Raw genomic sequence first — 12,685 nt, forward strand, 5'->3', positions numbered from 1 at the left:
ATTGTCTCTGGAGTGGTTGCGTTCACTCGGCCGCCTGCTTCACCGCTTCCTTACCGGGGCCGCCGTAGCGGGCCAGCCAGTGGGCATAAGGCGCGGGCAGGGTGGTCCATTCCGGATCGGCGACGCCGAGCTGCTGGGCCAGCGCATAGGGATAATGCGGGTTCGCCAGCAGCGCGCGGCCGATCATGGCGAGGTCCATCTGGCCGGTGGCGATGCCGGTCTCGGCATCCTGCGCATCCGCCATGCCCCAGCTGGTGGCCACCGGCAGGCCGGTCTCCTTGCGCACCCGCGCCGAGACGGGCGCGAGGAAGGCGGGCGCCCACGGCACGCGCGCATCCTTGGTGGAGAAACCGACGCTGACGTTCAGCAGGTCGAGGCCGCCGGCGCGGAACCGGCGGGTCAGCTCGATGCTCTCGCTGAGCGTCTCCTCGTCGCGGCCATCATATTCGATCACGCCGAAGCGGGCGGTGAGCGGGAAGCGCTCGGGCCACACTTCGCGCACGGCGGCCAGCGTCTCCAGCAGGAAGCGGCTGCGGCCTTCGAAGTCACCGCCGTAAGAGTCCGTGCGCTGGTTGGCGTGGACGGAGAAGAAGCTCTGGCCGAGATAGCCATGGGCGAAATGCAGCTCCAGCCACTCGAAGCCGGCATCGAGCGCGCGGCGGGCGGCGGCGACGAAATCCGCCTTCACCCGCGCGATGTCCTCGATCGTCATGGCGCGGGGCACGCGCGGCAGGCCACCGCCGAACGCCACCGCCGAGGGGGAGATGGTCTCCCAGCCGCGCGGATCGCCCTCGGGAATATGGTCGTCGCCTTCCCACGGGCGGTTGGCGCTGGCCTTGCGACCGGCATGGCCGATCTGGATGCCGGCCACCGCGCCGCCCGCCTTGATGGCGGAGGCGATGCGGGCCATGCCGTCGATCTGGCCGTCTTCCCACAGGCCGGTGCAGGCCGGGGTGATGCGGCCTTCCGGCGACACGCCGGTGGCTTCCACGATCACGAGGCCGGCGCCCCCGCGCGCCATGCCGGTGTAATGGGGCACGTGCCAGTCGGAGATATAGCCGTCGGTGGCGCTGTACTGGCACATGGGCGGCACCGCCACGCGATTGCGCAGGGTGACATCCTTCAGCTTGAAGGGCGTGAACAGAGCGGACATGCAAGCCTTTCCCGGCAAAGCCGGTGGCGCGCACCGAAACCGGCGCGCGAGGGCAGGGAGGCGCGCGGAGCGGAAGCCCGCCGCGCGAAGACCGTCACCATGCTGCGGTGCAAGATATTTGTCCAATCGGCAGTATCAATTTAAGATATCGATATGGCCGATATCCGTACCCTCGATCTCAATCTGCTCAAGGCGCTGGACGCGCTGCTGGACGAGCGCAGCGTCACCCGCGCCGCCGCGCGCCTGTCGCTGACCCAGCCGTCCGTCTCCGGCATGCTCACGCGACTGCGCGAGGCGTTCGGCGATCCGCTGTTCGTGCGCACCCAGCGCGGCATCGTGCCCACCGCCCGCGCGCTGGAACTGGCCGCCCCGGTCAAGCGCGTGCTGTGCGAGGTGGATGTGCTGCTCAAGCCGCCGGTGTTCGATCCTGGCACCGCCGATTTCACGCTCTCGGTGGCGTCCACGGACTATGCGCTGGGGGCCTTCGTGCTGCCCTTCCTCACGCGCCTGCACGCGGCGGCGCCGGGCGTGCGGGTGGTGATCCGGCCGCTGGAGCGTCGCCTCGTCTATGACGAACTGCGGCAGGGCGCGCTCGACATCGCGCTGCTCACCCCCGAGACCACGCCGGATGATCTCAACAGCGTGCCGCTGTGCTTCGAGGATTATGTCTGCGCCATGCGCGCGGACCATCCCGCCGCCGCCCCCGGCGCGCTGACGCTGGAGGCCTTCTGCGCCCTCGATCATGCGCTGGTGTCCTTCGGCGGCTCGCCCTTCCACGGCGCCACCGACGAGGCGCTGGCGGCGCTGGGGCGCACGCGGCGGGTGACGGTGTCGCTGGGCAGTTTCCTCGCCGTGCCGGGTCTGCTGCGGGCCAGCGATCTCATCTCGGTGGTGCCGCGCCGGCTGGTGGAGGGCATGGCGGGCCTTGCCCTGCGCGCGCCGCCGGTGGAGGTGGCCGGCTTCACCGAGACGCTGGTCTGGCACGAGCGCACCCACCATGACGCCGGCAAGCACTGGGCGCGCACGCTGATGATCCGCACCCATGCGCCCGGCAGGGAACGGCTGTCCCCGGATCGGGCCGCCCCCGCTGCGGTTTCGTGAGGGTGCCGCATAGCCAGTGGGGCCCGATCTGCTTTATAGCGTCCCGGTCATGCCTTACACGCCAGCTCCCGTCTTCCGCTTCGCACCGTCGCCCACCGGCTACATCCATGTGGGCAATGCCCGCACCGCGCTGCTGAACGCCCTGCTGGCGCAACGGGCCGGCGGCACCTTCGTGCTGCGCTTCGACGATACGGACGAAGCCCGCTCGCGCCCCGAATATGCGGATGCGATCCGGGAGGATCTGGCGTGGCTCGGCATCCCGCCCGATCAGGTCTCGGCCCAGTCCGGCCGGCTCGCGCTCTATGCGGCGGCGGCCGAGACGCTCAAAGCCATGGGCCGGCTCTATCCGGCCTATGAGACCGAAGAGGAACTGGACCTCAAGCGCGGCCTCCAGCGCGCCCGTGGCCTGCCGCCGGTCTATGACCGTTCCGCCCTTGCCCTCACCGAAGCCGACCGCACGAAGCTGGAGGCCGAGGGCCGCCGCCCGCACTGGCGCTTCCGGCTCGACCAGCGCGTGGTGAGCTGGGTGGATGGCGTGCGCGGTCCCCAGCAGGTGGATACCGCCAGCCTGTCCGATCCCGTGCTGGTCCGCGCGGACGGCACCTATCTCTACACGCTGCCCTCGGTGGTGGATGATCTCGACATGGGCGTCACCGACGTGGTGCGCGGCGAGGATCACGTCACCAACACGGCGGTGCAGATCGAGCTGATCGCCGCGCTCGGCGGCACGGCGCCGCGCTTCGCCCACCACAATCTGCTCACGCTCCCATCCGGCGAGGGCCTGTCCAAGCGCCTCGGCCATCTCTCGCTCCGTGCCCTGCGCGAACAGGGGCTGGAGCCGCTGGCGGTGGCGGCGCTGGCGGTGCTGGTGGGCACTTCGGAAGCGGTGGCGCCGGTGGAGAGCCTTGCGGCGCTGGCCGTCCAGGTGGATCTCGCGCGCATCTCCCGCGCCCCGGCGCGCTTCGATCCCGAGGATCTTCCGGGCCTCTCCGCCCGTACCCTGCATCACCTGTCGTTCGGGGCCGTGGCGGATCGCTTCGCCGCAGGCGGCATCCCGGCGGACGAGTCCTTCTGGCTGGCGGTGCGCGGCAATCTGGCCAGCTTTACGGAGGCCGCCGACTGGTGGGCCATCTGCACCGGCCCGCTGGCGCCCGCGATCGCAGGGGACGATGCCACCTTCCTCGCCGCCATCTCCGAGCTGCTGCCGCCCGAGCCGTGGGACGGGGCCACCTACAAGGCGTGGATCGCGCAAGCCAAGGCAGCGGGCGGTCGCTCCGGCAAGGCGCTGTTCCACCCCATCCGCCTTGCGCTCACGGGCCGTGAGACCGGCCCGGAACTGGCGGCCCTGCTGCCGCTCATGGGCCGCGCCCGCGTCTGCGCCCGGCTGACGGGCGTGATGGCCTGAAACGAAAAAGGGACGGCGAGAAGCCGTCCCTTTTCAAAGGCGGTTCCGGGTGAGGGCGCTTATTGCGCCTCGCCGCCCGTGGAGGGCACCACGCGTACCGCGCGGCGGCCCGGCTGTTCCGCGGCGGGGGCGAGCGGCGCGGATTCGGTGGCCGATGAGGTGTCGAGCTGGCCGGGGGCCGGAGCTGCGCCAGACCGCGAGGCGGTGTTGCGCTGGGGCTTGGCCGCATCGCCCACCGCGCGCGGCTGCGACATGGCCTTGGCCTGCTCCTCGGTGACGAGGATGTCACCCTTCTCCAGCGTGGACTGGTCGTCCAGCCCCGCCAGCGCCTGACCCCAGGACTGGCCCGCCGCGCGGCAGGAGCAGCCGTTCACCAGCTGCTTGCGATAGAGCAGGGCAGCGGGCAGGGACATGTAGGGCTTGCCGGTGACGGAGGTCGCCTGCTGGATGTCCTCGCCGGGGTTCCGGTAGGTGTAGAGCTGGGCTTCCGCCGCCGGGCACAGGCGGTGGCAGAGCGCATCGTCGCTGGCGAACTTGGCCGGCACGGTGGCGTAGGAAATGGGGAAATAGAAGCCGTCGCAGGTGCGCACGCACACGGTGCGATAGGTGGAGGACTTCGGCAGGTCCATGGGGCCGAAATCGGCGCCGGGGCCGGATTCGTCCGGGCCGGGCTCGTTGCCGCCGCCGAACAGGGCCTCGAAGAAGTTGCGCGGCCGGGCAGCCTGCTGCGTCCGCCCCTGGGGGCCGACGATGTTGCGGGCGGCGGCGGTGTACTGGGCGCCGCAATTGTTCTGCGCCAGCGCCACGATCAGCTGGCGGCGCTGCCCGTCCTTGTCGCCATTGGCGCGGTCGAGGCTGGCGATGGAGGCGCGCAGGCGCGAAATCTGGTCGTCCACCTGATCGCACTGCGGCGGGCGCGGCGGCCCCTGGAAGATGAAGAAGCCGCGCGGCGCATCGCAATTCATGCCTTTGGCCTGCGAGGTCAGCTGGTCGAGCTGGGCGCGCATCTGCTGGGCCTGCTGGGCGCGCTGCTGGGCGGCGGGATCCACGCCCCGGTCGAGCTGGGCCAGCGCGCCTTCCAGCTGCATGCAGCTGGGGCCGGGCCCCTGCGCCTGCTGCTGCATCTGCTGGCCCTGCGGCTGCGCGTACTGCGGCTGCGACGGGATATAGGCCTGCGCCTGCGCCACCGCGGGCAATGCCACCGGCGCCAGGGCGACGGCCATGGCCAAACCAAACCACCGTGCTGAAGTCATGCTTGTCCCTGCCCCGCGGGGGCTTTTCGAATATGCGGCGCTTATAGGCCCGCATGGGGCACGTCAACGATGACGAAAATGGGGACTTGGCGAAATTCTTCGTGAGGGAAGGTGGCGGGGGATCCGCCTGCCGGCTTCGGCGGGCCTCCCCTTGAAGCACGACAGGCTCCCTCCCCCGCAAGCGGGAGAGGGCTTTAAAAGATGCTCCCCCGCAAGGAGGGAGGGCGCGCGCTCCGAAGGAGGAGAACGTCCCCCTCAGCGCCCGCGCGTGCGGATGTTGAAGCTGTCGAAGGAGTATTCCGCGATCTGCCACCACAGCAGCTGCTCGCCGCGAATGGCGTTCATGCTGTCCAGCGCCTTCTTGAAGTTCGGGTTCTGCGCCGCCAGCTCGCCATAAAGCTCGAACGCCGCCTTGTAGCCCGCTTCCATCACCGGCTGCGGGAAGGCCCGCAGCTCCGCGCCCTGCGCCACCAGACGGCGCACCGCTGGCGGGTTCACGCTGTCATACTTGCCCAGCATCCAGTTGTTGGCCGCCTCGCAGGCATTGCGCAGGATGGCCTGATAATGCTTCGGCAGCTTGTCCCACTGCTGCTGGTTGATGATCAGGTGGATCATCGGCCCACCCTCCCACCAGCCGGGGTAGTAATAATACTTCGCCACCTTGGCGAGGCCGAGCTTCTCGTCGTCATAGGGGCCGACGAATTCGGCCGCGTCCAGCGTGCCGCGTTCCAGCGCCGGATAGACGTCGCCGGGGGCGAGCTGCTGCGGCACCACGCCGAGCTTGGCCAGCACCTGGCCGCCGATGCCGCCGATGCGGAACTTCAGGCCCTTCAGATCCTCGACGGTGTTGATCTCCTTGCGGAAGAAGCCGCCCATCTGGGTGCCGGAATTGCCCGCCACGATGCCGTAGACATTGAAGCCCTTCAGCACGTCGTTGATGATCTGGTCGCCGCCGCCGAAGTGCCACCACGAATGCTGCTGGCGCGAGTTGAAGCCGAACGGCACGCCGGTGCCAAACGCCAGCGTCGGATCCTTGCCGATGTAGAAATAGGTGCAGGTCTGCGCGCATTCGATGGTGTTGCTGGACACCGCATCGAGCGCCTGCAGGCCGGGCACCAGCTCGCCCGCCGGGAAACACTGGATCTGGAACTTGCCGTCGGTGGCGTCCGAGACCATCTGGGACAGCTGGAGCGCGGTGCCGAAAATGGTGTCCAGCGAGCGCGGGAAGGACGAGGTGAGGCGCCATTTCACCTCAGGGCTCGACTGGGCGATGGCGGGCATTGCAACGGTGGTCGAGGCGAGCGCGGCAGTTGCGGAGGCGCCGAGGAAACGGCGGCGTTGGCGATCCATGGTAACTCCCGGGGGCGTCTTGGTGGTGTTGGCTCTTGTTGAGCGATCTGGTGTCACGGCGCGCACGCGCCGTCAATGCACCTGACGTTGCGGGCCGGATGACGTTGCGCGGCCTGCGTTACGCGGCTCCGGCATCTATGCAGCGCGGGACGCGCGCCTATATCAGGGATGTGCCATTCCGGCGCGCCCTGTCGAGGACCGTTCCGCCCATGACCTTCGCCTTCCGCCGTTCCCTCAAGCGCGGTGTCCTGACGTTCGGCTGCGCGCTGGCCCTTGGCTTTGCCGCGCTCGCGCCCGGCGCGCAGGCGCAGGAGCCGGACCCGATCTTCAAGAAGTCCACCGTGTGGAAATTCCTGTCGCCGGACGACAAGCTCGCCGTCTATGGCATCGACGATCCCGTGGTGAGCGGGGTGGCCTGCCACTTCACCACGCCGGAGAAGGGCGGCCTGAAGGGCATGGTCGGGCTGGCGGAAGAAGTGTCCGACATCTCGCTGGCCTGTCGCCAGATCGGGCCGATCTCCATCAAGGAGAAGTTCGAGCAGGGCGACGTGGTGTTCCGCCAGAGCCGCTCCATCTTCTTCAAGCGCATGCAGATCGTGCGCGGCTGCGACACCAAGCGCAACGTGCTGGTCTATCTGGTCTATTCGGACAAGCTGATCGACGGCAGCCCGAAGAACTCCACCTCCACCGTTCCGATCATGCCCTGGGGCGCGTCCACCGACGTGCCGAAGTGCGCGGATTTCGTGAAGTAGGCGCGGGGGAGGGATAGGCAGGGGGCACTCAAGCAGGGCAGGACAGAAGAAGGGGAGCGGCTGTCGTGCCGCGCCCCCTCACCGTGTGCAGGCGTTGGCCACTTCCGCGCCGCAGGTAAAGCTGCTGCGCGCTCATGGGGGGCCTGCATGGGGGGCCTGTAGGCGTGTCCTCTCCTGAAGAGGGCAGCCTTGAACGCCGTCAGCCGCGCACGAAGAACCGTGTCGGCAGGGTATCGCCTTTCAGATGAGCGATAACATTGCCGCAGGTGATCAGCGAGACCTCGCGTCGGGCTTCCTCGGTCACGCCGCCGATGTGCGGGGATACGACGAGATTATCCAGCTGCCACAGGGGATTGTCGGCAGCCGGCGGCTCCGGCGAGAAGGTGTCGAGCCCGGCGCCGGCGATGGTGCCGGCCTTCAGCGCCTCCGCCAGTGCCGGCTCGTCGATCACCTCGCCGCGCGCGGTGTTGATGAGGAGGGTGGTCGGCTTCATCAGGCCCAGTGTGCGGGCGTTGATGAGATTGCGGGTCTGTTCGGTCAGCGGGCAGTGCAGGCTGATCACGTCGGCGCTGGCCAGGAGCGTGTCGAGATCGGCGGCACGGGTACAGTCGGGGCCGAACGCCTCGTCCGGGGCGAAGGGGTCATAGGCTTCCACCTTCATGCCCACCGCGCTGGCCATGCGGGCCAGGCTGCGGCCGATGAGGCCCATGCCCACGAGGCCGAGCAAACGACCGCGCAGCTCGTGGCCCTGATAGGTCTTCGCCGCCCAGTTGCCGCCGCGCACGAAGGCGTCCTGCCGGCGGATGTCCTTGATCAGCGCGAACATCAGCGCCAGCGCATGCTCGGCCACCGAATGGGCGTTGGCGCCCACCGCCGCGCACACCGGGATGCCGAGGGCCTTGGCCGCAGGGACGTCGATGTCATTGGTGCCGGCCCCGTGTTTGTGCACGATCTTCAGCTTGGGCGAGGCCTTCAGGATGTCCGTGTCGATACGCTCCACCAGGCGCACGACGATGGCGTCGGCCTCGGTCTCGGCCAGCAGCCTGATGACATCCGCCTTGGCGGGATAGGGAGCGGTGGAGACGTAGGTGATGCCGGCGGCGCGCAGCATGTCCTCGCCCTCGGGCGCGACCGGGCCGCCGAGGCTGACAACGGTGAAGCTCATCCTGGGATGTCCTTATGTGAGGAGGAGAGCCGGCGGGCGCATGGCGTCCGCCGGCTCATCCGGGTCCGTATCAGTCGATGGCTTCGGCGTTGGCGGCGGAGATCGCCTTCACCTTGGCGTCCACCTCTTCGGTGATCAGCACCGGGGCCCGGCTGGCGCCAACCGCCGGCATGGCGTGGCGCAGCGCGCGCTTCACGAGGGCCGGGGGGAAGCCGAAGGCATAGAGGTCCTTGCGCAGGGCGCTGAAGCGGGTCTGCGCTTCCTCGGCCTTGGCCACATCGCCCTTCACGTAATTGGCGTGGATGGCGTTCAGCGTCACCGGGCTGACATTGCCGAGACCGGAAATGCAGCCGGCGGCGCCGTTCTTCAGGCCGTGCAGGATCAGCGAGTCCGGGCCGACCAGCACGTCGAAGTCGTCGCGATCGCGGGCGACGGCGAGGAAGCCGTCGATGCTCTCCTGCGAACCGGCGCTGTCCTTGATGCCGATGATGTTCGGATGGTCAGCGAGAATGCGCGCGGTCTCCGGCTCGATGGTGTTACCGGTGCGGGCGGGGATATTGTAGAGATAGACCGGCACCTCCAGCGCGTCCGCCACCTTGCGGTAGTGGTCGACAAGCTCCGCCTGCGAGCAGGCGATGAAGGAGGGGGTGATGGCCGAGACAGCCTTCACGCCGAGCTTCTGGATGGCCTTGCCCAGCGCGATGGTCTGGTGGGTCGAGATCTCGCCGATATGGGCGAGCACCGGCACGTCGTTGCCGGCGGCCTCCACGCAGGTCTTGGCGACCAGCACCTTCTCTTCGAAGGACAAAGCGTAGAACTCGCCATTGGTGCCGGCGACGAAGATGCCGTTGCCGGCCTTGGCCTGACGGCGGACCTGCGCGCGCAGGGCTTCGACATCGACGGCCTCGCTGGCGTCGAAGGGGGTCACGATGGCGACGAAGGGGCCGGTGATCTTGCTCATGATGCGGACCTTTGGTGCGGTGTCGGAGGAGGGGGTCAGAAGGCGGCCTGATAGAGCGCCAGAATGTCCGCGCGGCTCATGTCGCGCGGGTTGTTGTCGAGCAGGCGGCGGATGGCGTGCGCCTCTGTCGCCATGATCTCGAGATCGGCCTGCGGCACGTTGTAGGCCGAAAGCTTCATCTCGCAGCCGATGGCGGCGCACCAGCCGTGCGCCGCCTCAAGCACGGTGGCCGGGTCGCTGGACGCCGGCAGGCCGAGCGCTTCCAGCACCAGCGCTGTCTTCTCCGGGGCGGCGGGGGCGTTGAAGGCCAGCACGTGGGGGAAGATCAGGGCGTTGGCCGCGCCGTGGGCGATGTGGTGGCGCGTGCCCAGCGGATAGGCCACGGCGTGTCCCGCAGTGGTGTTCACCGGGCCGAGGCAGAAGCCGCCATAGAGGGAAGCGAGGGCGAGCCCGGCGCGGGCCTCGCGGTCGCTGCCGTCCTTGATGGCACGGTCCAGATACTTGCCCACCAGCCGGGCGCCTTCCAGCGCGTAGAGGTCGATGGTCGGGTGCGCCTTGCGGCTGGTGTAGGCCTCGACGCAATGGGCCAGCGCATCGACGCCGGTGGCGGCGGTGACGGCGGCCGGCACGGTCAGGGTGAGGTCGGGATCGACCACCGCCAGATCCGCCAGCATGTGCAGGCTCTGCACGGCGAGCTTGTTCTGTGTGGCCGGATCGGTGACGAGGGCGCGGGTGCCCGCCTCGCTGCCGGTGCCGGCCGTGGTCGGCACCTGCACCAGGGCGGCGCCCTTGGCCTTCACCTTCTCCGGGCCCACCACCTCATGCAGCGTCTGGCCGGAGCCGGGCAACACGGCGGCGAGCTTGGCGAGGTCCATGGCGCTGCCGCCGCCGAAGCCGATCACCGCGTCGGGGGCGAAGGCTTCCGCCCGCGCCAGCAGGGCTTCGAGGTTCGGCAGGTCCGGTTCGGGCTTCACCTCGCCGAACACCTCGACGGCGCCGGTGAGGCCGAGCACATCCACGCGGCCGGCATTGAAAGCGTCGGCCACCACGAGGATGCGCGTCAGTCCCTTCTCCTTCAGCCAGTCCCGGACGGCGGGGAGGGTGCCGGAACCGAACACGATGCGCGGCGGGCGGACCAGGTCGATCGGGGTCGAGAGCCCGAGGGTCATGCGTGACTGCTCCTTCATGAGTTGCGGCTGGCCGCAAGCTTTTCGGCGTATTCGATCGCCTCGATGAGGCTGAGTTCGTTGGCGATGCCCTTGCCGGCGATGTCGAAGGCGGTGCCGTGATCGACCGAGGTGCGGATGATGGGCAGGCCGAGCGTGATGTTGACGCCGGACAGCGCGTCCCAGGTGCCGGTCTCGGGGTTCACGTTGAAGCCCAGCAGCTTCACCGGGACGTGGCCCTGGTCGTGATACATGGCGATCACCGCGTCATACTGGCCGGCGCGCAGCTTCACGAACACCGTGTCGCCGGGGATCGGCCCCACCACGTCGAAGCCGTCCGCCACCGCCGTTGCGATGGTGGGCTCGCTGACGTCCATGTCCTCGGTGCCGAACAGTCCGCCTTCGCCGGCATGGGGGTTGAGCGCGGCGACGGCGATGCGGCGGCGCCCGAGGCCGAGGCCGCGCAGCGCCTCGTCGGTGCGCTCGATGACGTAGCGCAGGCGTTCGGGCGTCAGGCGCTTGGGCACATCCTTCAGCGCCACATGGGTGGTGACGTGGCTGACGCGCATGTTGCCGTGCGCCAGCATCATCACCGAGCCGCGCGCGCCGGTCAGCTCGGCCAGCATCTCGGTGTGGCCGGCATAGTGATAGCCGGCCTTGTTGAGGGTTTCCTTGTTGAGCGGACCGGTCACGATGCCCTGGATGCGGCCGGCCTGCGCGAGGCGCACGCCGCGTTCCACCGCCAGATAGGCGAAGCGTCCGCCATCCACCGAGAGCACGCCGGGCAGGATGGGCTCGCCTTCCGGGCCGGCCTGCAGGCAGGCGAGGGCGGGCCATTCGGCATCATCGAGCGCGACTTCCGGGATATCGACGGCGCCGCCGAGCGCGGACTGGGCGCGACGCAGCGCCGGGTTGGAGCCGATGACCAGAAGGCGCAGGTCGCCGGAGGCGAGGCGGTCCTTGAGGCGCGCGCACGCCTTGACGATGATTTCCGGACCAATGCCGGCCGGATCACCCATGGTGATCGCCAGATGCGGCGTCATGCCTCTTCTCCTTCGCACGTTGAGATCAGCCGCCGCAGCAGCGAGGGGGCGCCGAACGCGCCGGATTTCGAGACGACATGCACGCCGTCGAAGCGGCCGCCGCGCAGGATCGAGCACGGCACGCCCGCCTCGATCTGGCCGTAGAGGTCGAGCCGCTCCGCGCCGAGCGCGAGGCAGAGGCCGCGCAGCGTCTCGCCGCCGGAGACGACGAGGGTGGCGGGCGGCGTCATCTGCTCCAGCACCCGGGCGAACTCCTCCGCGATGCGGGCGGCGGCGGTTTCGCGTGGTGTTCCGTCCGGCAGCGACAGCGTCGCGAGCACCACGCCCCGCGCCGTCATGTGGTCCGCCAGCGTGCGGGCGCTGGCGGGACCGCCATCCGTGAGCGCGAGGACGGCATCCCCGCAGGCGGACAGCTGGGTGCGGGTGACTGAATGGTCGGTGCCGAACAGGCCGAGCAGTGGCCGTGGCAGTTGGGCCGGGGCGACCTCAGCGCGGCCGCTGACCCCCGCGAGCGCAACCGCCAGGCCGCCGCTACCGCACCAGAGCGTTGTGCCGGGGCAGGTCCGGGCCGCCGCGGCGATGGCGGCGAGGTCGGCGTCGGTTTCCGCATCCCACAGGCTGATGCCGTCCGGTACCGGATCGCCGGGGCGGCATAGACGGACCGCGTGGCCCTCCGCCGCAAGACCGGCTGTCAGATCGGCCCCCACAGGGTGGCGGGCGCCGTCGCGGCAGAGATGCTGGATGCCGCCCGACGTGATGCGGCCATGATGGGGAAATGCGGGAGCGATGATGCAGCGGGTGGGCGCGAGGGCCTCCATCCAGCCTGCGATCTCGGCTGCCGCCTGCCCACGCAGCAGGCTGTCGAGCTTGGCGTAGAAGAGGGCGTTGCGATCGCGGGGCAGGTCGCGCACCAGCCCGGTGAGGGCACGGCGGGCGCTGGCTCCGTCGGCCTCCCGCGTGCCGCTGTCCAGCGCCAGGCTGGCGGGGGCCGCGCCGGCCGGCGGCCGGTGCCAGTAGACGGGAATGTGCTGGCCGGGCGCCACAAAGGAGATGGCGGCGTCGAGCGCACCTGTCAGGTCGTCAGCGATCAGGCGCACGGCCGTCATCGGCTGTGCCTTTCGATCTGCCGCGTCCACGCGCCCGCAACCCTGACCGCCACCGTTGCCCTCCCTGATGCGGCGGTGAGGCCACCGCTCGTTTGCGGATTTGCATAGGCGTCGGTGACATTAGTGTCAACATGTTGTAAAGTTGACCAATCGTCTGACCTGAGCGGCGCGCGTCGGGTGGGGTTGCCAAGTTCGAATTGCAACGCAAATTGTAGCAATGACAAGCTGGT

The 12,685-nt window shown here is 69.4% G+C and carries 11 protein-coding genes; 3 read left to right on the forward strand and 8 right to left on the reverse strand.

Annotation, left to right across the window (positions count from 1 at the left end; genetic code table 11):
• Positions 1 to 22 precede the first annotated feature (22 nt).
• Positions 23 to 1,153, reverse strand: a complete 1,131-nt coding sequence (locus IEW24_RS17475) for an NADH:flavin oxidoreductase/NADH oxidase (RefSeq protein ID WP_188580963.1) — start codon at positions 1,151 to 1,153, stop codon at positions 23 to 25.
• 153 nt (positions 1,154 to 1,306) lie between these two features.
• Here IEW24_RS17475 and IEW24_RS17480 point away from each other — a divergent pair, with 153 nt between their 5' ends.
• Together IEW24_RS17480 and IEW24_RS17485 are read left to right on the forward strand one after the other, a co-directional pair.
• Positions 1,307 to 2,254, forward strand: coding sequence for a LysR family transcriptional regulator (locus tag IEW24_RS17480; RefSeq protein WP_188580965.1), 948 nt, complete (start codon positions 1,307 to 1,309; stop codon positions 2,252 to 2,254).
• 49 nt (positions 2,255 to 2,303) lie between these two features.
• The gene (locus IEW24_RS17485; RefSeq protein ID WP_188580967.1) at positions 2,304 to 3,659 is read left to right on the forward strand and encodes a glutamate--tRNA ligase; all 1,356 of its coding nucleotides are present in this window, start codon (positions 2,304 to 2,306) and stop codon (positions 3,657 to 3,659) included.
• Positions 3,660 to 3,718: 59 nt separating this feature from the next.
• On the opposite strand, the gene IEW24_RS17490 is transcribed toward IEW24_RS17485, so the two are convergent.
• Positions 3,719 to 4,882, reverse strand: coding sequence for a DUF2865 domain-containing protein (locus IEW24_RS17490; RefSeq protein WP_244644508.1), 1,164 nt, complete (start codon positions 4,880 to 4,882; stop codon positions 3,719 to 3,721).
• A 285-nt stretch (positions 4,883 to 5,167) separates the two neighbouring features.
• A complete protein-coding gene (locus IEW24_RS17495; RefSeq protein WP_188580969.1) occupies positions 5,168 to 6,262 on the reverse strand; it encodes a TRAP transporter substrate-binding protein in 1,095 nt (364 codons plus the stop codon).
• Positions 6,263 to 6,471: 209 nt separating this feature from the next.
• Here IEW24_RS17495 and IEW24_RS17500 point away from each other — a divergent pair, with 209 nt between their 5' ends.
• Positions 6,472 to 7,014 carry a CreA family protein gene (locus IEW24_RS17500; RefSeq protein ID WP_188580971.1) on the forward strand — a complete coding sequence of 181 codons (543 nt, stop codon included), beginning with the start codon at positions 6,472 to 6,474 and terminating at the stop codon, positions 7,012 to 7,014.
• Positions 7,015 to 7,213: 199 nt separating this feature from the next.
• Here IEW24_RS17500 and IEW24_RS17505 read toward each other — a convergent pair whose 3' ends face one another.
• From IEW24_RS17505 to IEW24_RS17525, 5 genes are all read right to left on the reverse strand, one after another.
• Entirely contained in the window at positions 7,214 to 8,179 is a 966-nt protein-coding gene (locus IEW24_RS17505) for a hydroxyacid dehydrogenase (RefSeq protein ID WP_188580973.1), read from the reverse strand.
• A 70-nt stretch (positions 8,180 to 8,249) separates the two neighbouring features.
• Positions 8,250 to 9,140, reverse strand: a complete 891-nt coding sequence (locus tag IEW24_RS17510) for a dihydrodipicolinate synthase family protein (protein WP_188580975.1) — start codon at positions 9,138 to 9,140, stop codon at positions 8,250 to 8,252.
• A 35-nt stretch (positions 9,141 to 9,175) separates the two neighbouring features.
• A complete protein-coding gene (locus tag IEW24_RS17515) occupies positions 9,176 to 10,309 on the reverse strand; it encodes an iron-containing alcohol dehydrogenase (RefSeq protein ID WP_188580977.1) in 1,134 nt (377 codons plus the stop codon).
• A gap of 14 nt (positions 10,310 to 10,323) precedes the next feature.
• On the reverse strand, positions 10,324 to 11,349 hold the full coding sequence (pdxA, locus tag IEW24_RS17520; protein WP_188580979.1) for a 4-hydroxythreonine-4-phosphate dehydrogenase PdxA: 1,026 nt from the start codon (positions 11,347 to 11,349) through the stop codon (positions 10,324 to 10,326).
• Positions 11,346 to 12,455 carry a four-carbon acid sugar kinase family protein gene (locus IEW24_RS17525; RefSeq protein WP_188580981.1) on the reverse strand — a complete coding sequence of 370 codons (1,110 nt, stop codon included), beginning with the start codon at positions 12,453 to 12,455 and terminating at the stop codon, positions 11,346 to 11,348. Before IEW24_RS17525 ends, pdxA begins: the two co-directional genes overlap by 4 nt.
• Between the last annotated feature and the right edge of the window lie 230 nt (positions 12,456 to 12,685).

The organism is Azorhizobium oxalatiphilum (assembly GCF_014635325.1).
GTDB classification, from domain to species: Bacteria; Pseudomonadota; Alphaproteobacteria; order Rhizobiales; family Xanthobacteraceae; genus Azorhizobium; species Azorhizobium oxalatiphilum.